Raw genomic sequence first — 23,263 nt, 5'->3', positions numbered from 1 at the left:
TTAGCTTACAAAGATAACAAAAACACAAGCGCCGGATGGCAGAAACACAAGTCTCTCTAGAAGAAAGCCTCAAGAAATATTTTGGATTTGATAAATTCCGTGGATTACAAAAAGATGTAATCAAGACCCTACTTAATGGTAATGATGTCTTTGTCATCATGCCTACTGGTGGTGGTAAGTCATTATGTTATCAATTACCTGCACTTATGCAGGATGGTACCGCAATCGTGGTATCACCATTGATAGCTTTAATGAAAAATCAGGTTGATGCAATACGTGGAGTTTCTGATAGTGATGGAGTAGCGCATGTACTCAATAGTTCACTATCAAAAACAGATATTCAACGTGTAATGAATGATATTACTAGTGGTGAATGTAAATTATTGTATGTAGCACCAGAGTCACTGACCAAAGAGGAATATGTAGAATTTCTCAAGGAGCAAAAAATATCTTTTCTTGCGGTAGATGAAGCGCACTGTATAAGTGAATGGGGTCATGATTTTAGACCTGAATACCGCAACCTGCGTAAAATCATTGATAGAATAGGAGCTAATATTCCAATTATTGGTCTTACGGCAACAGCAACTCCAAAGGTGCAAGAGGATATTTTAAAAAATCTCCAAATAACAGATGCTACCACTTTTAAGGCAAGCTTTAATAGACCTAACTTATTCTATGAAGTACGTCCTAAAACAGCTCAAGTAGATGCAGATATTACTAGATTTATTAAACAAAATGAAGGTAAGTCTGGTATCGTTTATTGCTTATCCCGTAAAAGAGTAGAAGAGCTTGCCCAGGTACTGCAAGTTAATGGTATAAAAGCAGTTCCTTATCATGCAGGGCTCGACGCAAAAACAAGAGCAAATCACCAAGACATGTTCCTAATGGAAGACGTTGATGTAGTAGTCGCGACAATTGCATTTGGGATGGGAATCGATAAACCTGATGTACGTTTTGTAATTCATCATGATATACCTAAGAGTATAGAATCTTACTATCAAGAAACTGGTCGTGCAGGAAGAGATGGTGGTGAAGGACACTGCCTTGCCTACTACTCTTATAAAGATATTGAGAAGTTAGAAAAATTTATGTCGGGAAAACCGATTGCTGAACAAGAAATCGGTCATGCATTACTTCAAGAAATGGTAAGCTATGCAGAAACTAGCATGAGCCGCAGACAGTTTATTCTTCATTATTTCGGAGAGCAGTTTGATCCACAAACTGGTGAAGGCGGTGACATGGACGATAACATGAAAAACCCTAAACCCAAAAAAGAAGCCGTTGAGGATGTAAAAAAATTACTCAAAGTAATTTCTGATGCTGGTGAAAGATACAAGGCCAAAGACATCGTCAATATTATCAAGGGTAAAACTAATGCCATGATAAGCAGTCATAAATTGGATCAACATGATTTTTTTGGTAGTGGTAAGGATAAAGATAAAAACTACTGGATGGCGCTGGTACGTCAAATAATGGTTGCAGGATATATACGTAAGGATATTGAATCCTATGGTACCTTAAAAATGAAGAAAGAAGGTAAAGAGTTTTTACTTTCTGGATCAAGTTTCATGATGACCGATGATCATAGTTATAGTGAAAGTGATGATAAGGTTATTGGCTCTGGAAAAGGCGGTGCAGTTGATACTCAACTTGTCAAGTTTCTAAAAGATTTACGTAAAAAGGTAGCGGCACAAAAGAACGTACCACCGTATGTTGTTTTTCAAGATCCTTCCATTGATGACATGGCTACAAAATATCCAGTTTCTCTGGAAGAGCTCGCAAATATTCATGGTGTAGGTGAAGGTAAGGCTCGTAAATACGGTACGCCTTTTATTGATTTGATATCAAAATATGTTGAAGATAACGATATTACAAGACCAGATGACCTTGTAATTAAAAGTACAGGTTCAAAATCTGGAAATAAACTTTACTTCATCACTAGCATTGACCGTAAACTAAGCTTTGATGATATGGCTAGTGCAAAGGGAATGGAGATGAATGAGCTTATAGGTGAACTTGAAAGTATCGTATATAGTGGTACAAAATTAAATATTCAATATTGGATTGATGAAATGCTTGATGAAGATCAACAAGAAGAACTTCACGATTATTTCCTGGAATCAGAAAGTGATAAGATTGATGTGGCTATGGATGAATTTGACGGTGACTATGAAGAGGAAGAATTGAGATTATATCGATTAAAATTTATAAGTGAAGTAGCTAATTAGGGTTATTAAACATAAATTATTGTGTATTAAAGCTTTAAACAATTCTGTTTAAAGCTTTTTTATTTATCTATTAATCAGTTCGTTATAACTTAGTTTGGATGGTTAAAACCTAACTGGCACGGCTTTTGAAATCCAATTAATAGAGGAAGCCGAAAATCATTATAGAGTAGGCATCATTAAAACATAAAAATCATGAAAAAAGTATTACTATTTATGGCACTAGGTTTAATGTCTTTGAACTATGCCTCAGCTTTTGAAATCAATAAGAGTGACAGTCATGATTTTGAAAATAATAACCGTAGGATACGTAATTCACAAGCAGTTATTTTTAATCATCGAGGAGTGGATTATGCAATATCTCCTACAGGTAGATTATCATTTGACGCAGGTATCCGTAGTAGCGATCGCAGAATGAGAGGAAGAAGAGTCGCTACAAGAAATAACTTCATAAGATATAATCGATACGGTGAAGTCACTAAAATTGGAAATACTCGTATTTTCTATGATTCTCGTGGACGTGTAAGAAAAGTAGGAAACATAAGAGTAGATTATACAAGAGGTTGGTTAAGTAGAGTAGGTGGACTTGATGTGCGCTACAACCGTCGTGGAAAGTTAATTGCTGCTAGAGGATATGTTAATCCATATAGAAACAGCGGTACAAATCAAGATTTTGGTCACTTCCCAGATGATGACGATGCATTTGATAATGGAGTTTTCTTTGAAAGAAAGTCTCAATAATAACAAACAGCCGCTCAACGAGCGGCTGTTTTATTTACAATCTAGATTATTGTAAATCCTCTGGTTCTAAATTCCTAAAAGAATATTTATAACCTCCGTAAGCCGCAAAACCATAAAATAATATATCCATAACACTAAAGGTTTCTGCCATTACTGGAAAGAATAATGACCAGTCAAATAGGTTTAATGTTTCCATGTAACCTAAACCTTCACTATCTGCTATCATTCCTATAATACTGAGAAAATTTCCAACGACGCAGCTCAATAATGCAATTGAAGCTCCAATAATTCCAAAATATTGCTCAACGCCTTTTCCAGCAACACGGTTAGCAAACCCTACTGCAAACCCTATTGCCACAGCCATGTAACCTATTTGATAACCAGTTGAATTTGTGATAAGAGCCCATAAAATAGAACCAACTATTCCTGTGATTAAGGCAGCTGTAATTCCAAGAGGTAAATTCTGTTCCGTTTTAAGTTTTTCGAATTGTTGTGAAGTGATTTGTAATCCAGCTTCTACTGGTGTAGTACGATTTATGTAGGTCGGGTCCTTTTCATATTTCTCGCAAACTGGATCAAAATTTGCCCTTTCATTAGTAAAGCTACATAGCATACCTTTTTCAAGATCCATTTTACGATTAACACATTGATTACAGAATGCGAGTTGTTCTGCTCTTGTCATAATTTGGTTGGTTTTAAAGTTTGACATGGAAATTACTTAATATCACTCATCTTTCCAAAGTAGAAATCTCAAAGAAATACTTAATTGAACAACGTATCTTTGCAACTATAAAAATTTAGAAATGCAAGAAGGATTATACGCAAAATTTGATACTACCAAAGGAGAAATTTTGGTGCAATTACATTACGACAAAACTCCTGGAACTGTAGGAAACTTTGTGGCACTAGCCGAAGGTAATTTAGAGAATCAGGCAAAGCCTCAAGGAACACCTTATTACGATGGATTAAAATTTCATCGAGTAATTCCTGATTTTATGATTCAAGGTGGTGATCCACAAGGAACAGGTGCTGGTGGACCAGGATATAAATTTGATGATGAGTTCCATCCAGAATTACGTCACGATGGTCCTGGAGTTCTTAGTATGGCCAATGCTGGTCCAGGAACAAATGGTTCTCAGTTTTTCATTACACATGTAGAAACAGCTTGGTTAGATGACAAGCATACTGTATTTGGAAAGGTGATGGAAGGTCAAGATGTAGTTGATGCGATAGAACAAGGAGATGAAATTAAAAAAGTATCTATCTTAAGACAAGGTGAAAATGCCGAAGCGTTTAACGCAGTAGAATCTTTTAGACAATTTGAAGGAGCAGCTCGAGCAAGAGAAGAGCAAGCCAAAAAACAAGCAGAACAAGAATTAGAAGAGATCGCAGCCGGATTTAATAAAACGGAAAGCGGATTGCGTTATCAAATAATCAACCATGGAGAAGGTAAACAAGCAGAAAAAGGTAAAACTGTAAGTGTACATTACAAAGGAATGCTTGCAAATGGAAAGGTATTTGATTCTTCATACAGCCGTAATCAGCCTATTGAGTTTCCATTAGGGATGGGACAAGTAATTCCTGGTTGGGATGAAGGTATCTCTCTATTAAAAGTAGGAGACAAAGCAAGATTAGTTATCCCTTCTCATTTAGGATATGGAGCTTCAGGAGCTGGTGGAGTAATCCCACCAAATGCTGTTCTTGTTTTTGACGTTGAATTAATGGATGTAAAGTAAAATAGAACTTCCAGATTTTATAAAAAAGCCAGGTTATAAATTACCTGGCTTTTGTGTTTTATTATAGTTTATAATCCTGTTAAAGACTTCAATTCTTATTTTTACAAAAACTAATACTTAATAATGAATCCTAGGAGAATTACTGAATTATTTAATATTAAATATCCCATTATTCAAGGAGGAATGATATGGGCAAGTGGTCACAAATTGGTAAGTGCTGTAAGTAATGCAGGTGGATTAGGTTTACTAGGTGCAGGATCCATGTATCCTCATGTACTTAAGGAACACATTCAAAAAACTAAAAATAGTACTGATAAACCTTATGGAGTTAATATTCCATTATTGTATGCAGATTTGGATCAAATTCTCGAAATAATTATTGAAGAAAAAGTGCCTATCGTTTTTACAAGCGCCGGAAATCCTAAAACGTACACACCTATTCTGAAGGAAGCTGGTATAAAGGTGGTTCATGTAGTGAGCTCTGTAAAATTCGCATTAAAAGCTCAAGAAGCTGGAGTTGATGCAGTAGTTGCAGAAGGTTTTGAAGCTGGTGGACATAATGGAAGAGAAGAAAGTACGACGCTTACTTTAATACCACAAGTTGCCAAAGCTATTGATATCCCGCTTATGGCGGCAGGTGGAATAGCCACAGGTCAAGGAATGCTTGCAGCAATGGCTTTAGGAGCCGATGGGGTACAAGTAGGAAGTAGATTTGTAGCCACCCATGAGGCTAGTAGCCATATGTCTTTTAAACAAGCAGTTGTTGATGCTGGTGAAGGAGCCACTCATCTCACCTTAAAAGAGCTTGCCCCAGTACGTTTATTAAGAAATAAATTTTGGCAAGATGTTCAAGAGTTATATACTTCAAATCCAAGTATTGAAGATCTTAAACAATTATTAGGAAGAGCTAGGGCTAAAAAAGGAATGTTTGAAGGAGATATGAACGAAGGTGAGTTGGAAATCGGACAAATCTCTGGACTTATAGACGATATTATTCCAGCGGCACAAGTTGTTGAAAATATGATAAACGAGTTCAATACCGCAAAACAAGAATTATCTAAAGTCAATTTCTAGTGGGAAGAGCTCAAACCGCCCAAGAGGAAAATTGGAATGTCGCAACACATGGGATAGGAATTCTTTTGTTCCTAGCTTTTTCTATCTATTATCTTTTTTCAGATTATCAAACTGATTATTTCAATTTAAAACTGGGAACAGTAATATATTTTGTATCACAAGTTTTCTTATACAGCGCATCCGCAGCCTATCATTACGTAATTCCTGGTAAGCTGAAATTTAAATTGCGTAAAGCTGATCATATTGCTATATACTTGTCCATAGCAGGAACCTATACGCCTATTTGTTTATCTGTTTTATGGGATAGCAATGGGCCTACTATTCTTATTGCTGTCTGGTCTATCGCTTTGTTCGGCACCATATGGAAGTTGTTTTTTACGGGAAAATTTGAAGCCTTTTCCAGCTTACTTTACTTGGTAATGGGATGGTTAGTCGTACTAGATATTGACACGGTTACTAGAGAGTTTTCTGAGGATCAACTTACGTATCTAATCGCTGGCGGCGTCTTTTTTACAGTAGGAATAGTTTTCTACGCTTGGAACAAACTATATTTTAACCATGTAATTTGGCATTTATTCGTTTTGGCAGGTAGCTTCAGTCACTACTTATTAGTATTTACCTTATAATGTTTTCTTTTTCACCTTTTCTGCAGCTCGATTGGTCTTTAATGAAATACTATCACCTTTTGTGATATTCAAATTATTTTCTGGTTTTGTAACGATGGCTGTATAGCTATGAACGGTGTCTCTACGATTTTTGAGAGGAATTAATTGAATTAGATCTACCTTTTCTTTTGCAGGAATGGTTTTAATTATTGGTCGGTCTGCACTACGCCTAAAACCTTCACTTTTAACCATGAAGAACAAATCTAAATCCTTTTCGGTAATATTTTCTGCGACGTAAGTAATGCTGCGTCGGTCCTTTTTTATTGTGATAAGTATTCCTTCATGAGGATTTTGTTGAGAACCTAAAAAAAAGAGAATAAGAATTGTTAATAATGCTTTCATGAATCTGTTTACTTTTAATAAGCATATACCATGCCTAAAAATTGTTAACCGGTATATTTGTAAAAATAATAATAATCATATTGGAATAGGGTATGGTGTAATTAACAGTTACTTGAAAGTTGATGGTTACGCTTTCGCGAAAGCGTAATAAATAACCTACCTCATTTTAAAACCGTATCATAATTATATGCAATTACAACTGCACAGGCCAATTTGTTTTTTTGATCTTGAAACTACTGGTGTAAATATTTCTAAAGATAGAATTGTAGAGATATCCATACATAAAATATTTCCTGATGGCGAGGAAAAGACCTATACATATAGAGTAAATCCAACTATACCCATTCCACCTGCTACCACGGCTGTTCATGGTATTTCTGACGATATGGTAAAAGATGAACCTACCTTTGAGCAGCTAGCTCACGAGATCAACAATATCATTAAGGACAGTGATCTTGCTGGTTATAACAGTAACCGTTTTGACATACCATTGCTGGCAGAGGAAATGCTGCGTGCAGGCGTAGATTTTGATATGGGAAAAAGACATGCCGTGGACGTCCAAAATATATTTCATAAAATGGAACAACGTACCCTAGTGGCAGCATATAAATTTTATTGTAATAAAGATTTAACTGATGCACACAGCGCAGAAGCTGATACCATAGCCACCTATGAAGTGCTTAAAGGTCAATTGGATAAATATCCTGAGTTAGAAAATAACATTAAGTATTTATCAGAATTTTCAACCCAACGTAAATCTGTCGATTTTGCTGGAATGATAGTTTATAATAAGGAAGGTGAGGAGTGTTTTAATTTTGGTAAACACCGCGGTAAAAAAGTGGTAGATGTCCTTAATCAAGAACCAGGATATTACAGTTGGATACAAAATGCTGACTTCCCACTATACACTAAAAAAGTTCTCACTGCCATCAAACTTCAAGGTTTCAATAAATAAGATGTTGTATGTTGATTCCTCACGAGGATAATCATCAACAGCTTACGAAGAAGAAATTGTATAGTTTTTTTAATTACATTTGGGTAAAGTGCTCCAAATTTGAAAACTATACAGAGGTATTTACTATTTTTTCTAATTATAAGTCACTTCTCAGGGGCTCAAGAACTTCCACCTATACAAAATTTTGATCCTGTAACTTATCAAGCAGGTAATCAAAATTGGATGATAACCCAAGATAAGTCAGGCTATATATATACCGCAAACAATCAAGGGTTACTAGAATATAATGGTTCACACTGGAACCTTTATAAAACACCTAATGAAAGTATTATGAGGTCTGTTCACGTGCGTGATGATCTCATTTTTACAGGTTGTTATAGAGATTTTGGATATTGGAGTAGGAATAACAAAGGCCTGCTAGAATACACTTCTATTGTCAAGAAAAGCAATCTTGAATTAGGAGAAGACGAAGAGTTCTGGAGCATTCAATCTGCAGGTAATCAAATTCTTTTTCAATCTTTATCACATATCTATGTTTACAATATTGAAACTGGTGGAATAAAACCTATTGTAAGTGATGAGGTGATTCATAAGTTTTTTAAAACAGGCAACAACTACTATTTTCAAGTCCTTAATAAAGGATTGTATCAACTGGAGAATGGAGCATCAGTTCTTAAATATCCTTCTACTGCCATAGGTACAATAGGTTTTGTTCAATTGTTTACACAAAACAATACACTACAGGCGATTACCTCACAAGGTGAAATACTTCAATTAGAAGATGGTCAAATAACAAATAAGACTTCGATCGCTATAAATGAAGGACTTGCTGTTTATGATGCAATTCTTCTTAAAAATGGTAGTATAGCTTTGGGTACTATAGCAAATGGATTGATGGTTATTTCACCGCAAGGTGAATTACTTTATCAAATAAATCAAGCACTAGGTTTGCTTAATAATACCTGTCTAAGCATATTTGAAGATAGTAAAGAACATCTATGGATAGGTTTAGACAAGGGCGTTTGCACTATACAACCTAATTCAGGGGTTTCTGTTTTCAACGATTACAAAGGAGTATTAGGTACGGTTCATACTGCTTTTAAGTTAGAGGATAATTTATACGTAGGTACCAATCAAGGTCTATTTATTAAAAAAGGGAATGATAACTTCAAGTTTGTGCAAGGAACACAAGGGCAAGTTTGGAACTTAGACTTTCTTGATGGTGTATTATTCTGTAATCATAATATTGGATTATTTGTTGTTGATGAAGATAAAGTAACTCCAATTTCAATTTCAACCGGTTTTTGGAAGACCTTAAAAATAAAGGATAATACGTATTTATCTGGTAGCTATAAAGGTTTGTATCTATTAGAAAGTAAGGAGTCTGGATTTGAGTCAACTCCAATTAAAGGCTTTTCGATCAGTTCCAAAGCTATTGCCATTGATGCAGACGATACGGTTTTTATTAATCACGAATATAAAGGAGTTTATAAGATTACTTTAAACGACGCATTAACCACAGCATTATCAGTTGAGAAAATTGAAACCCTGCCAAAGGGAATTGGTTCAGATATTATAAGTTTCAAAGGAGATATTATATACTCAAAAAGAGGATCTGTTCATGTAAAAAAGCGAACCGATTCTAATTTCAGGCCTAATGCTAAACTCAGTAAAATAGTTGAAGACATTAATTACACGTCGGCATCGCTAGTGGAAGAAAATGGATTTCTATGGATGTTCAATCAAAATAATATTTTTCAAATAGATACCGAGGATATAAATGGTAGCTTTTCTATAAAGGAAATTCCATTTCAATATAATTTTAGAAGAGAAAAAATAGGATATGAAAATATTCATCATATTGGGAATGATGATTATCTGCTAGGAACAAGCTTCGGTTATTTAAGTTTGAATACAGAAAATACTTCAGATGAATATTATAAACCAGTAATTACTTCGGTGGTTACTAGAGATAACAATTCAGAAAAATACCGATCTTTAATTGATGGAATTGATTTTAATAATAATATAGGAACGATATCCATTAGATATACGGTACCTACGTTTAATATTTTAGATCAAGTAGAATATAGTTATAAATTACAAGATGAATCATGGTCTACCTGGTCAACAAATGCTTCGACACAGCTTAAAAATCTTTCGTTTGGAGATTATACTTTTAAGCTTAAATCTCGTATAAATGGTGCAGTCCTTGAGGATACTGCGTCTTTTAATTTTACTATTCAACGACCAGGTTATTTGTCAAATACTGCTATTGTAATTTATGTACTCTTAACCATCGTATTAGTTGGCTTATTAAATGGATTTTACATTTGGTATTTTAAGCGTAAAAAGAATGCAGCCCTTCAAAAGCAACAGCAAGAGCTCGAGTTGAAAAACCTTGAGAATGAAAAACGAATTGTTGAGTTACGTAATTCAAAACTTAGAGGCGACATTGAACTACGTAATAAAGAATTGGCTGTGGCAACTATGGCAATGATCAAAAAGAATGAAACTCTTAATGAACTTAAGTCGCAGTTGTCTAAATTACCTGAAGCAACCGAAACCAAGTCACTACGTAATTTGGTAGATAAAAACTTGAACAGTAAACAAGATTGGATAACCTTTGAGGAAGCCTTCAATAATGCTGATAAAGATTTCTTTAAAAAGATAAAAGAACGGCATCCTAATTTAACCTCTGGTGATCTACGTTTATGTGTCTATTTGAGGTTGAATTTATCTTCTAAAGAGATTGCTCCTTTACTCAATATTTCTCCTCGTAGTGTTGAGATTAAACGATATCGTTTGCGTAAAAAGTTGGGATTGGACCGCGATATCAGTTTGTCAGGTTATATTGTTGATATTTAAATTATACTATCTGCTGTAATTTTAATACAACATTACCTATACAGAAATCTATAAATACACAAATTTTATCAGTCTGTAATATTTTAAGTATCTGAAAATAAATTAGATAGTATTTTTTACGCTTTCGCGAAAGCGTAACTCTTCAATTGCATGTTTGTTGCATTTTAGTAAAGGTGATTTTCTTTTGTTTTTTAAAACAACTTTTACATTTATCGATGTAAACGTTATCGGTTTGTTAATGACAGCGTTTACGAAAACGTTTTCAATTCATAACCAAATTATTTTTACATGAATAAGAACTTCATATTAACATTCTTTTTACTTGCTGTGGTTTTTCAATTACACGGTCAAAATCAAAAGGTCGAATTAGTTTCAAATGCTAGTGGTCAAACTCTTACCGTAGATGGTCAACCCTTTATGATAAATGGTATGAATTGGGATTATGTTCCGATTGGAGCAAACTATTCTTATGATTTTTGGTCACAACCGGATGACTTTATCAAAGAAGCTCTTGATGCTGAGATGTCGTTGCTGCAAAATATGAACGTTAATACCATAAGAGTATATAGTGGAATTCAACCTAAATGGGTAACATATATATATGAGAATTATGGAATATACACCCTTCTAAATCATTCATTCGGTAGGTATGGTTTAACTATAGATGGTGTTTGGGTGCCCAACACAGAATATAGCGACCCTAAAACAAAGCGGTTCTTACTAAATGAAGTAAAAAAGCTTGCTAATGAATTTAAGGATACGCCAGGATTATTAATGTTCATGTTAGGTAATGAAAATAATTACGGTTTGTCATGGGGTGGCGCCGAAACTGAAGATGTTCCTGTAGGAACTGATGGAACCATTAAAAAGAGAGCTAGGGCTATGTATTCATTAATGAATGAGGCTGTTCTCGAGATAAAATCAATAGTCTCAAACAAACCTGTCGCTATTTGTAATGGTGATTTGTTATTCCTTGAATTAGTCGCAGAACATGCTCCAGATATAGATGTTTACGCAACAAATATGTATCGTGGAGTATCCTTTACCGATGCTTTTGAAAGGGTAAAGAATGAACTTGGCAAACCATTAATGTTCTCAGAATTTGGATCAGATGCTTTTAATGCAATTGCAATGCAGGAAGATCAAAAGATGCAGGCTTATTACATGGTTAATAATTGGAAAGAAATTTATGAAAATGCTGCTGGTTTAGGTAAGGCTCAAAACTCAATAGGTGGATTTACATTCCAGTTCAGTGATGGATGGTGGAAACGAGGACAAACTAAGGATTTAGACATCCATAACACTGAAGCTAGTTGGACTGCTGGTGGTTACACATTAGATACTAAAAATGGATCTAAAAACATGAATGAAGAATGGTTTGGGATTTGTGCAAAAGGTAGACCTAACGCGAGCGGTTTTTACACACTATATCCTAGAGCATCTTACTACGCTCTAAAAGATGTACATGATTTAAATCCTTATGCTCCAGGTATTTCATTAATTACTGTATCTGAATATTTCAAATCAGTAAATCTAATGGAATATGTTTTGAAAGCTAGAGGCGATAAAGCTGCGGCCGGAAATGGAGGCGATGGTCAGGTTTTGAGAATAAGTAACCTAAGTGCTAGGTTCACTACATTTAATACTGGTGGTGATCTAATTACTACACCAGACAATCCAGATCCTGATAGTAATGCTTTACCTAATCAACTAGGCTTTGATCACATGCAGTCCTACTTTGTCGGAGTTGAAGGAAAGCCAGCTGCCAATATGAGAGCAGAAGTTAATGTAAACATCACAGGTAATGTTGCTCAAAATCCAATTAACGAAATATTCTACGAAAACCGGGTAAGACCTGTTGTGGTTGATGATACTAATGACGAAGAAATCAATATAAACGATTTAAACAGAGTCCAAATTTATCAAGCAGAATTTGAATGGAATGCCAAAGATTTTGATTTAAGGGGATTCTATAGAACAGGTCATTATCATTGGGGTTATGAAGGAGATTTCTTTAATTTATATAGAGAAGCAAACTACGGACCTAATCTTGATATTTATGGAGGAGAATTCCTTGGAGCTGAAATAGATGGAAAAGGAATTTTCGAAGGTTTAAAAGCAGCTGTTGGGCCGCAACTTTGGTGGGCAGCAAATCCTACTATGATGTTCAAATACAGGAGACAATTAGGTAAATGGGATGTAGCTGGTGTTTATCAACGTGATTTTGAACGTGATATTGATATTGATCCGAATACTGGAAGAAGAGTCATTGATCCTGTGCAAGCTCGTAGTGGTATTATACCGCCTTGGCCTACTGAGCGTGCTACGATTGCAGTAAATAGACAAGTTGGTAAATTAGGAATTACTGTAGGAGGAATTTGGGGTGGAAGTCCTCTTAATGGTATAAGCTATCAAGATGTAACAGGAACTTCAGGTAATTATACTGTTTTTGAAGACCGCATTCAATCTTCCGATAATTGGGGTGGAAAACTTAAGCTTACTTATGAAAATGGCAATTTTAGATGGTACGGAATGGCCTCTACAATGGGATTAGTGGCCAATGCAGGATCTGATCAAACTCAGACTTTTACAGGATGGAGACTTATCGATAGCGGTAGCGGGAATCAAAATAGTGTATTATCAGGTATTGCTTACAATGTTGGAAACTTTCAAATAGCGCCTAATTTCATGTGGCGTAAACCACTAATAGATGCCATGCCTAATGATGTAGATGGACCTGGAAGATTACGTAATTGGATAGACGATCCTTTTGTTGTTAGAGATGGTAATAGGGAAACAACCGCTGGTGAAATTTTGTTCACTTATGACCCAACTCCAGGAACTTGGATGTATGAATGGGATAATGATAGAGCGGAAGATGCAAAGTTTGCAATGAATTTAGGATTTGTTTATCGTCACTTACCTACTACTATGGATGCTCATATTGGATTTCAAGCAGATCGATCCTTCTTAATATTCCCTAATTCAGCACCAGCTGAAGATTTATGGGAAATTCATTCTAGAATGGTATCCAAGGTGAGCCCTGATTTAGGTTTGATCGCAAACTGGTATTATGGTAATGGTCAAGCAAATGGTGATAGCGACAGGTTGATTACACGATATGGTGGTGATCTGCGAGCTATATATAAAAACTTTATGCTACAAGCTCACGCAAAATTTAACGATTGGGGTCCATACGATTACCATCGAGATTTTAACCTGACATTTCCTTATCAATTTATGGTGGATATTTCAACTAGTATCAGTAAACCAGACTGGTTTATATTACCTAGTACTCGTATAGGTATAAGAGGAACTTGGAGATCATTGAATGAATTCTCACCAAGGTATGCACCAGCGGCTATTCCAGCAGATACTTTCCCTCCAATTAATCCGATAAGCGCAGTAGGTTTTCCAGATGGTTTAGAATGGGAAATCAGAACGTACGTTCACATTAACATAGGTCAATAAAAAATGCAAATGATGAAAAATAGAGTATATAAATTAAAAGCGATCGGTAGTTTTTTAGCTTTAATAATGGTATTAATTAGTTGTGAAAGAGATCTTTCTGATGATGCTGTTGAGGCTGGATTTCCAACTACAGGAGAGATTTTTACTGATAATTTTGTAGCAATGGGAAGCAATTTTTACTTTCCATTTCAAGGTGCAAAACCAGATGTTTTTTCAGTCGATAATCAGGTAGCATATGAAAGTAACTCTTCAATAAGAATAGACGTTCCTAATGCAAATGATCCAGACGGTAGTTTTGCTGGTGCTATATTTAGAAGTGATGCTGGACCTAGAGATTTAAGTGGTTACGATGCTTTGACATTTTGGGCTCGCGCAACACAAGGAGTTGCAATAGGTGAAATGGGATTTGGCGTTGATTTTGAAGGTGATCGATTTAGAGTAGCTAGAACTAATGTGAGCCTGAGCACAGCCTGGCAAAAAATTGTGATCCCTATTCCTGATGCGTCAAAACTTACTCAAGAAAGAGGTATGTTCTGGTTCAGTGCAGGTACACAAGATACTGGAGGAAATGCCTACACCTTTTGGGTAGATGAGGTACAGTTTGAAAAATTAGGTACCATAGCGCAACCACGACCTCGTATTTTAGAAGGACAAGATCAAGTGACATCTTCTTTTACTGGTAGTGATTTACCTATTGGAGGACTTACTCAAACTTTAAATTCAGCAAATGGAGACATCATGGTTACAGCTGCACCTGCATATTTTGATTTTTCATCTTCTGATAACAGTGTTGCTACAATTGATTCCAGTGGAATTGCAATGGTAAGTGGACCTGGAACAACTGTTATTTCTGCAAGCCTTGCAGGAATTGATGCAGCAGGATCGTTGACGATCAATTCATTAGGAAATTTTACTAGTGCACCTGTCCCAACAAGAGATCCTAGTAATGTAATATCAGTTTTTAGTGATGCTTACAACAATGTTCCAGTAGATTACTATAATGGATTTTTTACACCAGATGGACAGACCACTCAAGGTGGTGCTCCACCAGCTAATTTTGGTGGTGATAACGTCATAACATATACAGATTTAAATTTTGTAGGTATAGGAACCTTTCTTAATGTTCCTACTGTAAACGCTTCTTCAATGACTCATATACACGTTGATCTACAAGTAAGAGAAACTATTGATCCAGGAGATTTTATTAGACTTCAATTAATTAATAACGTAGGTGGTAATGAAAGTTCTGGCAGTGTAACATTAAGTAGTAATCAATTACAAGAAAACCAATGGGTAGGTTTTGATGTGCCTTTGGCAAATTTTACGGGACTAGCATCAAGAGATCAGTTAGGTTTAATTTTCTTCGTTTCAGATAGTACAATTTCAAATCTTTTTGTTGATAATATTTATTATTATACGGTACCTACATCACCAGTAGTTGCTGCACCTACTCCAGTAGATCCTAGTAGTAATGTAATATCGCTTTATAGTAATGCCTATACTAATGTACCTGTGGACACATTTAGAACTCCTTGGTCATCTGCTGCAACAACGCTCACTGATGAAGTGATAGCTGGCGATGATGTTAAAAAGTACGCTACGCTAGGCTTTGCTGGAATTGAAACTACGTCAAACACCATTGATGCAACAGGAATGACACATTTTAGAATTGATACTTGGTCGGCAGGTTACACTCAATTTAATATAAAACTCGTTGATTTTGGAGCTAACGGAGTTTTCGGAGGTGGAGATGATACAGAACACGAGGTTAGCATCACTAGTCCAGCGACCGGTCAATGGGTAAGTCATGACATACCGTTATCAGATTTTACTGGATTAGTAAATAGGGACAATATTGCTCAATATATTATCGTGGCACAGCCATTTGAAGGAACTGATGTTTTTGTAGACAATATTTATTTTAGAAATTAAGAAGATCAAATTATGAAAACATATTTGAAGATTTTATTACCAGCTGTTTTTGTAGCAGCCTTTTATTCCTGTGAATCGGATGATCAACAGCAGGTAACTACCATGAATAGATTAGTGCTAGAGGATAATTTTGATAATCCTGGTGCACCAGATTCTAACCTTTGGGATTACAATATTGGTGATGGAACTGCGCAAGGCATCCCTGGATGGGGAAATAATGAATTACAGTATTACACAGATCGAGCAGAAAATGTCATTGTTGAAGACGGAGTTCTTAAAATAACAGCTCTTCAAGAGAATTTTCAAGGTTCTGGATATACAAGTGCACGTATTTTGACAAAGGGTAAGTTTCAAAAAACCTTTGGGAGATTTGAGGCTCGTATGAAGTTACCATGGGGACAAGGAATTTGGCCAGCTTTCTGGTTATTAGGAGATGATAATAATGGAACTCAAGTTTGGCCACAAATAGGTGAAATTGATATCATGGAGTATCGAGGTCAAGATCCTACCATAGTTTTAGGGACTGTACATGGCCCTGGTTATAGTGGTGCAAATTCGATTTCAAAATCATACGATTTAATGACCGAAAGATTCGATACAGATTTTCATGTTTTTGGAATTGAATGGGGTCCAGATTACATCAATTATTATGTAGATGATGTTTTATATAATCAAATTACTCCCGATGATGTTCCTGGCGAGTGGGTTTTTAATGATAATGAATTTTATATCATTATAAATATGGCCGTTGGTGGATCTTTCGTTGGATCGCCTAGTTCTAGTACCGTTTTTCCACAGGTTTTAGAAGTCGATTATGTACGTGTTTATGAATAGCAGGTAGGAAATATAAATTTTTAATTCAAGCAGGATAGTTTTTGTTTTTACGCTTTCGCGAAAGCGTAACAATATGAAGCTACTAGGACGATTACATGCCGATTGTTCCAAAATGTTTTTTGTAAAATATTGATTATTATTTAGTTAATGAAGTTAGGAAGTCAAAATATTTCTTTTAAAGAAAAGGAAGTTAAGGGAAGTCTTGTTGATATAAATGGTGAGAGTTACTACAAAATTAGTAATGTAGATGCGATGCGTCCATTCTTTATGAGTATCGTGAGCGCTTACAATCACTGGATGTTTATATCTAGTAACGGAGGTTTAACAGCTGGTCGTAAGAATAGCGATCACGCCTTGTTTCCATACTATACAGATGATAAAATAACCAGAAACGCTGATTCTACAGGCAGTAAAACGATCATAAAAGCCACAATTGAGAATGAAACCTACCTGTGGGAACCATTTTCTGATAGGTATGAAGGTATCTACAAGATTACCAGAAACCTTTATAAAAATAAATACGGTAATAAAGTACTGTTTGAGGAAATTAATCATGATCTTAACCTTACCATTAAATACAGCTGGAACTCATCAGATCAATTTGGTTTTATAAGAATATCAGAGCTACTCAATCATAATGAAACAGCAATACAATGTGAAATTCTTGATGGATTACAGGATTTATTACCAGCAAATGTAGGAGAGGATTTACAAAAAGCATCTAGTAATCTAGTTGATGCATACAAAAGGTCTGAGCTACATGCAGATTCAGGTATAGGATTACTCACTCTTAGTGCTGTAATCGTAGATAAGGCGGAGCCTAGTGAATCGTTGATGGCAAACATATGTTGGTCGCTAGGATTGGATAATGCAACTTATTTACTTTCTAATAGACAAGTCAACGATTTTAGAAAAGGGAAAAGTCTATTCAATGAGTATGATATTAAGGCAGAAAAAGGTGCCTATTTTAATGGTAGCATCATTGATCTTGAAGCAAATGAATCCAAAGAATGGATGTTTATTGCTGATGTAGATAAAACCATAGGTGATGTTCATGAAATTGCACAACAAATTGAATCTGATAAAAACCTATACCAAAACATACTTGGCTCAATTGAAAAAGGAACTGAACAACTTATAGCGTTAACCGCCGCAAGTGATGGAATACAGTTAACTGAGGATCCTTTAATCAATAATAGACATTTTGCAAATACCATGTTTAACATCATGCGTGGTGGAATCTTTGATGAAGGTTATAACATTGAAAAACTTGATTTTAAAAGTTATCTGGAAGAAGCGAATAAACAGGTTTATGCTTCACTAAAGGAGCAAATAGAAAAATTACCTAGTGTTTTTACCTTATTTGATTTACAACAGTTTGTAGATGAATCCAGCGATATAGATTTAAAACGCCTGTGTTTAGAATATTTACCTTTAAAATTCAGTAGAAGGCATGGAGACCCTAGTCGTCCATGGAATAAATTTTCAATCAATACTCGTGATGAAGTAGATGGGTCAAAGATTCTTGACTATCAAGGCAACTGGCGAGATATTTTCCAGAATTGGGAAGCGCTTGCACACAGTTATCCTGAGTTTATGGAAGGAATGATTCATAAATTTTTAAATGCTACTACGTTTGACGGTTATAATCCTTACCGAGTAACAAAAGGAGGATTTGATTGGGAAACGATTGAAGAAGATGACCCATGGTCTTACATAGGGTATTGGGGCGATCATCAAATCATATACTTACTTAAATTTTTAGAGTTTCAAGAAAATTATCACCCAGGAGAATTAATCAGTTATTTCACTCAGGAATTATTCGTGTACGCAAACGTACCTTATGTTATTAAACCTTATCAAGACATTTGTAAAAACCCTAAGGATACGATTGATTTTGATCATAAGGCACAAGAGTATATAGAGAATCAAAGATTAGAAATAGGAGTAGATGGGGCTTTATTAAAAAGCCAAAATGAAACTATTTATAAGGTTAATTTCTTAGAAAAATTACTTGCAACGGTTCTGGCCAAAATGTCAAACTTCATTCCTGAAGCTGGAATATGGTTAAATACCCAGCGACCAGAATGGAATGATGCAAATAATGCTCTAGTAGGTAATGGTGTAAGTATGGTAACTCTCTATTACTTACGCAGGTTTTTGAACTTTACTCATAAAATACTAGATCAATCAGAAGAAGTTGCCTATTCATTTTCGCAAGAATTTGTTGTTTACTTTGAATCACTGCTTACCACATTAAACAATTACGAGAACGTTCTTAACGGAGCTATTGATAATAAAACAAGGAAATTAATACTTGATGAACTAGGTATTGCGGCAAGTGAGTACCGTCATTTAATTTATAACCAAAGGTTTTCAGGTAATAAAACTGAGGTAAAAACCGATACGGTAAAGAGATTTGTACAAATCTCACTCAAATATTTAGATCATAGTATCGTAGCAAATAAGCGTCAGGATAATTTATACCACGCCTATAACTTGATGACTATAAAGGGTGATGAAATAGAAATTTCTTATTTATCAGAAATGTTAGAAGGTCAGGTGGCAGTGCTCAGCTCTGGATATTTGAATGCCCATGAGTCACTTGATGTACTAAATGCCTTAAAACAAAGCTCTTTATTCCGTGTAGATCAATATAGCTATATACTGTATCCCAACAAAGAGCTTAAAGGTTTTACTGATAAGAACATTATTCCAAAACATCTAGTTGAATCTTCTCAATTGCTTCAAAAACTAGTAGAAAATAATAACAAGCAAATCATTACTCAGGATGTAATTGGAGATTTTCACTTTAGCGGACAATTTAATAATGTCGATAGCCTTAGAAATTCAATTAAAGAGCTAGATGAAAGCTATGCACCGTTGATACATCAAGAGTCTTCTTTACTAGAGGAAATTTTTGAAGAGGTGTTTAATCATAAAGAATTTACTGGTAGATCGGGAACCTTCTTTGGTTATGAAGGTTTAGGGTCGATTTATTGGCATATGGTTTCTAAGCTATTATTAGCTATTCAAGAAACTGTTTTAGCAGCCATAAAAGAAAACATAGATCCTAAAACTATAGGCCTTTTACTAGATCATTACTATGAAGTTCAAGCAGGAATTGGAGTTCATAAAACACCGCAATTATATGGTGCTTTCCCTACAGATCCGTATTCTCACACACCTGCAACAAAAGGAGCACAGCAACCAGGGATGACTGGTCAAGTAAAAGAAGATATACTTTGTAGAATAGGAGAGTTAGGTATCCTCGTGACAGATGGTAAAATTCAATTTGAACCAAAATTGTTAAGAGCTGCCGAATTTCTCACCTCAAGTACAGAATTTAACTATTTAGATGTAAGTCAAGAGGCACAATCTATAGCTATATCTAAAAATTCTCTCGCATTTACCTACTGTCAAGTACCAGTAATTTACCACAGGAGTAAAGAAAATATCATTCGCCTACACCTGTCTGATGGTAATGTTATTGAGCACGGTGAAAGACAACTTACGGCACAGCACAGTAGTGAGATTTTTAAACGATCAGGACTCGTGAAGATGATAGAAGTACATGTTTTTGAAGATTTAAAATAGAATAGTTTTTACGCTTTCGCGAAAGCGTAAACAATAACCTAAAAATGATAAATAAAAAATGAGAATTCCATTGACATTATTTCTTCTATTACTTCTATTAAATAGTTGTAAAAAAGAAGTCGTGGAACCATCTCAAAAAACCTATAAGAATATGACTGCTAAAGAGTTGTTGTCCCAATCAAATTATCAAGCCATGTGCTATGGTGGATACAGGGAAATGACTCGTGATAAGCAACCAACGATCGATCAAATAAAAGAGGATTTAAGAATTTTAAATGCTATGGATGTGAGACTTATTCGCACCTATAACGTACAGCTGCCGCACGCCACCAACGTTTTGAAGGCAATTAGACAACTAAAAGCTGAAAATCCTGATTTTGAAATGTATGTCATGCTAGGAGCATGGATCGATTGTAAAAATGCGTGGACAGGAAAGCCCGTGAATCACGATATTGAAAGTGAACAAAATGAAGACGAGATAACAAGAGCTGTAGCCCTAGCTCAAGAATATCCTGACATTATAAAAATAATCGCAGTAGGAAACGAGGCAATGGTTAAATGGGCGACCAGTTATTATGTCCAGCCAGACATTATCTTAAAATGGGTAAAACATCTCCAGGATCTTAAAAAACAAGGACAGCTACCTACCAATTTATGGATTACAAGTTCAGATAATTTTGCAAGTTGGGGCGGCGGCGATACGCAATATCATGTGCCAGCTTTGAATGAATTGATACGCGAGGTTGATTTTATCTCCATCCATACTTATCCTATGCATGACACGCATTACAACCCTGTTTTTTGGGGTGTCCAAGAAAATGAAGCGCGTCTTTCTAAAGAAAAGCAAATAGAAATAGTTATGCAGAAATCCTTGCAGTATGCTATTAATCAGTATGAAAGCGTGGTTAATTATGTAAAGAGTATAGGTGAAGATAAACCTGTCTATATAGGTGAAACGGGCTGGGCAAGTTTTTCTAATGAGTTATATGGAAAAACAGGTTCAAAAGCAGTTGATGAATACAAAGCAGGTATTTATTACAAGCTTATAAGAGAATGGTCTATAAAGAATCATGTTACTTGTTTCTATTTTGAGGCTTTTGATGAGAAGTGGAAAGACGCTGAAAATCCGCAAGGAAGTGAAAATCACTTCGGATTGTTTTCTGTAAACGGTCAGGCAAAATATGCTTTGTGGGACCTCGTAGATAAAGACCTATTTAAAAATCTCTCTAGAGATGGTAATCCAATCAATAAAACCTTCAACGGAGATGAGATTGCCCTGCTTAAATCAGTGAGTACACCACCAATAAAAAGAGGACAATGATGAAGAAGAGCTTACTTTCCTTACTAGTAATTGGTAGCCTGTTGAGTTGTACAGAGCAAACACCCTTTGATATTACGGTTTATGAAACATCGGCCGCTGGTAATAGTCTTTCTCAGGTTCAAGTTTTTGAACAGTTGGATAGTGTTTCTACCATAAACATTAATCCAGATAAAACATATCAAAAGATTACTGGATTTGGAGGTGCGTTTACTGAGAGTAGTGCTTATCTATTAAACAATTTGAGTAAATCAAAACGGCGAGAGGTTTTAGAAGCATATTTCAGTGCAGATGGTGCAAATTATTCCCTAAATAGAACGCACATGAATAGTTGTGATTTCTCTTTATCCCAATATTCATATGCTCCTGTAGCAGACGATTTGCAACTCCAGCATTTTAGCGTTAAAGAAGATGAGGCCGACATTATACCGATGATTAAAGAGGCTATGGAAATCTCACCCGATGGATTTAAATTGTTTGCATCACCATGGACAGCGCCGCGATGGATGAAGGATAACAAGGAATGGGTAGGAGGAAAGCTACTGCCTGAATATTATGATACGTGGGCATTATTTTTTTCAAAGTACGTGGAAGAATATGAAAAAAAAGGTATTCCTATCTGGGGTTTCACAGTAGAAAATGAGCCACACGGAAATGGTAATAATTGGGAAAGCATGCATTACACACCCGAAGAAATGACCCAGTTTGTTCAACATCATTTAGGTCCACATTTAGAGGAAAAGGGATATGGCGATAAAATCATTCTAGGTTATGACCAAAATCGTGCAGGAATTAGAGAATGGGTAGATGTAATGTACGCCTCGCAAGAAAGTTCTAAATACTATGATGGTACGGCCATTCACTGGTATGAAAGTACCTATAAAGTCTTTCCAGAAGAATTACAGTATGCGCATGAAAAAGCACCTACTAAATACTTGATTGAAACAGAAGGATGTATTGATAGCGAGGTGCCAGCATGGAAGGATGATGCCTGGTACTGGAAAAAAGAAGCTACCGATTGGGGTTGGGATTGGGCACCAGAGGACCAAAAACATCTGCATCCTAAATACGCTCCAGTAAACCGTTATGCTCGAGACATTATTGGATGTTTGAACAATTGGGTTGACGGTTGGGTAGATTGGAATATGGTTCTAGATAAACAAGGTGGTCCTAACTGGTTTAAAAATTGGTGCGCTGCCCCAGTATTAGTAGATACAGAAAGTGATGAGGTGTATTTCACACCGCTTTATTACGTAATGACTCATTTCAGCAGGTTCATAAGACCAGATGCAGTGGTGCTGGATATTAAGTGGACTGATACAGATTTAATCGCTACAGCAGCGCAAAACCCAGATGGATCCATTGTGGTAGTAGTTTTTAATGAAGGAGAGAATAAAAAGAACTTTCAACTGAATTTTGAAGGTGTTCGCTTTCGCGAAAGCGAAACTAAAATTACTGTAGACGCTCAAGCAATTCAAACGATTGTAATCAAACCTAAAAATTAA

The 23,263-nt window shown here is 35.6% G+C and carries 15 protein-coding genes; 13 read left to right on the top strand and 2 right to left on the bottom strand.

What is annotated here, in order from left to right; translation table 11 throughout:
* The first annotated feature begins 35 nt into the window (after window positions 1-35).
* Both recQ and BST91_RS06755 read left to right on the top strand, forming a co-directional pair.
* Window positions 36-2,228, top strand: coding sequence for a DNA helicase RecQ (gene recQ, locus BST91_RS06760; RefSeq protein ID WP_085774909.1), 2,193 nt, complete (start codon window positions 36-38; stop codon window positions 2,226-2,228).
* Between the two features lie 192 nt (window positions 2,229-2,420).
* Complete coding sequence (locus BST91_RS06755; RefSeq protein ID WP_157546912.1) at window positions 2,421-2,966, top strand: hypothetical protein; 546 nt, start codon at window positions 2,421-2,423, stop codon at window positions 2,964-2,966.
* Between the two features lie 46 nt (window positions 2,967-3,012).
* Here BST91_RS06755 and BST91_RS06750 read toward each other — a convergent pair whose 3' ends face one another.
* Window positions 3,013-3,648 carry a hypothetical protein gene (locus BST91_RS06750; RefSeq protein WP_085775692.1) on the bottom strand — a complete coding sequence of 212 codons (636 nt, stop codon included), beginning with the start codon at window positions 3,646-3,648 and terminating at the stop codon, window positions 3,013-3,015.
* Window positions 3,649-3,769: 121 nt separating this feature from the next.
* On the opposite strand from BST91_RS06750, the gene BST91_RS06745 reads away from it, so the two are divergent.
* The 3 genes from BST91_RS06745 (at window position 3,770) to trhA (ending at window position 6,402) form a co-directional block, all read left to right on the top strand.
* Window positions 3,770-4,702, top strand: a complete 933-nt coding sequence (locus BST91_RS06745) for a peptidylprolyl isomerase (protein ID WP_060524647.1) — start codon at window positions 3,770-3,772, stop codon at window positions 4,700-4,702.
* A 123-nt stretch (window positions 4,703-4,825) separates the two neighbouring features.
* Window positions 4,826-5,776: an NAD(P)H-dependent flavin oxidoreductase gene (locus BST91_RS06740; RefSeq protein WP_085774907.1), complete on the top strand. Its 951-nt coding sequence runs from the start codon at window positions 4,826-4,828 to the stop codon at window positions 5,774-5,776.
* Entirely contained in the window at window positions 5,776-6,402 is a 627-nt protein-coding gene (gene trhA, locus BST91_RS06735; RefSeq protein WP_085774906.1) for a PAQR family membrane homeostasis protein TrhA, read from the top strand. Before BST91_RS06740 ends, trhA begins: the two co-directional genes overlap by 1 nt.
* Here the strand turns inward: trhA and BST91_RS06730 are convergent.
* Window positions 6,397-6,783 (bottom strand): hypothetical protein, encoded by a 387-nt coding sequence (locus BST91_RS06730; protein ID WP_085774905.1) that lies wholly within the window; start codon window positions 6,781-6,783, stop codon window positions 6,397-6,399. The two genes, trhA and BST91_RS06730, sit on opposite strands and share 6 nt — an antisense overlap.
* A 187-nt stretch (window positions 6,784-6,970) precedes the next feature.
* Here BST91_RS06730 and BST91_RS06725 point away from each other — a divergent pair, with 187 nt between their 5' ends.
* The 8 genes from BST91_RS06725 to BST91_RS06690 all read left to right on the top strand — a co-directional run bounded on the left by BST91_RS06725 (window position 6,971) and on the right by BST91_RS06690 (window position 23,263).
* Window positions 6,971-7,738, top strand: coding sequence for a 3'-5' exonuclease (locus tag BST91_RS06725; RefSeq protein WP_042280296.1), 768 nt, complete (start codon window positions 6,971-6,973; stop codon window positions 7,736-7,738).
* A gap of 99 nt (window positions 7,739-7,837) precedes the next feature.
* A complete protein-coding gene (locus BST91_RS06720) occupies window positions 7,838-10,606 on the top strand; it encodes a ligand-binding sensor domain-containing protein (protein WP_085774904.1) in 2,769 nt (922 codons plus the stop codon).
* A gap of 288 nt (window positions 10,607-10,894) precedes the next feature.
* Window positions 10,895-14,077, top strand: coding sequence for a glycoside hydrolase family 2 TIM barrel-domain containing protein (locus BST91_RS06715; protein WP_085774903.1), 3,183 nt, complete (start codon window positions 10,895-10,897; stop codon window positions 14,075-14,077).
* 12 nt (window positions 14,078-14,089) lie between these two features.
* On the top strand, window positions 14,090-16,009 hold the full coding sequence (locus tag BST91_RS06710) for a carbohydrate-binding protein (protein ID WP_211280414.1): 1,920 nt from the start codon (window positions 14,090-14,092) through the stop codon (window positions 16,007-16,009).
* Between the two features lie 12 nt (window positions 16,010-16,021).
* A complete protein-coding gene (locus BST91_RS06705) occupies window positions 16,022-16,843 on the top strand; it encodes a glycoside hydrolase family 16 protein (RefSeq protein ID WP_085774902.1) in 822 nt (273 codons plus the stop codon).
* A 147-nt stretch (window positions 16,844-16,990) separates the two neighbouring features.
* Window positions 16,991-20,440, top strand: a complete 3,450-nt coding sequence (locus BST91_RS06700; protein ID WP_085774901.1) for a hypothetical protein — start codon at window positions 16,991-16,993, stop codon at window positions 20,438-20,440.
* 58 nt (window positions 20,441-20,498) lie between these two features.
* Window positions 20,499-21,761 (top strand): glycosyl hydrolase family 17 protein, encoded by a 1,263-nt coding sequence (locus BST91_RS06695; RefSeq protein ID WP_085774900.1) that lies wholly within the window; start codon window positions 20,499-20,501, stop codon window positions 21,759-21,761.
* Window positions 21,758-23,263: a glycoside hydrolase family 30 protein gene (locus tag BST91_RS06690; RefSeq protein ID WP_394335649.1), complete on the top strand. Its 1,506-nt coding sequence runs from the start codon at window positions 21,758-21,760 to the stop codon at window positions 23,261-23,263. Before BST91_RS06695 ends, BST91_RS06690 begins: the two co-directional genes overlap by 4 nt.

Origin of the sequence: Nonlabens tegetincola (genome assembly GCF_002117085.1) — a bacterium.
Lineage (GTDB): Bacteria > Bacteroidota > Bacteroidia > Flavobacteriales > Flavobacteriaceae > Nonlabens > Nonlabens tegetincola.
Note: the sequence above shows the minus strand (reverse complement) of the source record. Positions and strands in the feature narration are given on the sequence as shown.

Coding starts and splice junctions, on each gene's coding strand:
- recQ (WP_085774909.1), top strand. CDS start 36: ATGGCAGAAACACAAGTCTCTCTAGAAGAAAGCCTCAAGAAATATTTT.
- BST91_RS06755 (WP_157546912.1), top strand. CDS start 2,421: ATGAAAAAAGTATTACTATTTATGGCACTAGGTTTAATGTCTTTGAAC.
- BST91_RS06750 (WP_085775692.1), bottom strand. CDS start 3,648: ATGACAAGAGCAGAACAACTCGCATTCTGTAATCAATGTGTTAATCGT.
- BST91_RS06745 (WP_060524647.1), top strand. CDS start 3,770: ATGCAAGAAGGATTATACGCAAAATTTGATACTACCAAAGGAGAAATT.
- BST91_RS06740 (WP_085774907.1), top strand. CDS start 4,826: ATGAATCCTAGGAGAATTACTGAATTATTTAATATTAAATATCCCATT.
- BST91_RS06730 (WP_085774905.1), bottom strand. CDS start 6,783: ATGAAAGCATTATTAACAATTCTTATTCTCTTTTTTTTAGGTTCTCAA.
- BST91_RS06725 (WP_042280296.1), top strand. CDS start 6,971: ATGCAATTACAACTGCACAGGCCAATTTGTTTTTTTGATCTTGAAACT.
- BST91_RS06715 (WP_085774903.1), top strand. CDS start 10,895: ATGAATAAGAACTTCATATTAACATTCTTTTTACTTGCTGTGGTTTTT.
- BST91_RS06710 (WP_211280414.1), top strand. CDS start 14,090: ATGAAAAATAGAGTATATAAATTAAAAGCGATCGGTAGTTTTTTAGCT.
- BST91_RS06705 (WP_085774902.1), top strand. CDS start 16,022: ATGAAAACATATTTGAAGATTTTATTACCAGCTGTTTTTGTAGCAGCC.
- BST91_RS06700 (WP_085774901.1), top strand. CDS start 16,991: ATGAAGTTAGGAAGTCAAAATATTTCTTTTAAAGAAAAGGAAGTTAAG.
- BST91_RS06695 (WP_085774900.1), top strand. CDS start 20,499: ATGAGAATTCCATTGACATTATTTCTTCTATTACTTCTATTAAATAGT.
- BST91_RS06690 (WP_394335649.1), top strand. CDS start 21,758: ATGATGAAGAAGAGCTTACTTTCCTTACTAGTAATTGGTAGCCTGTTG.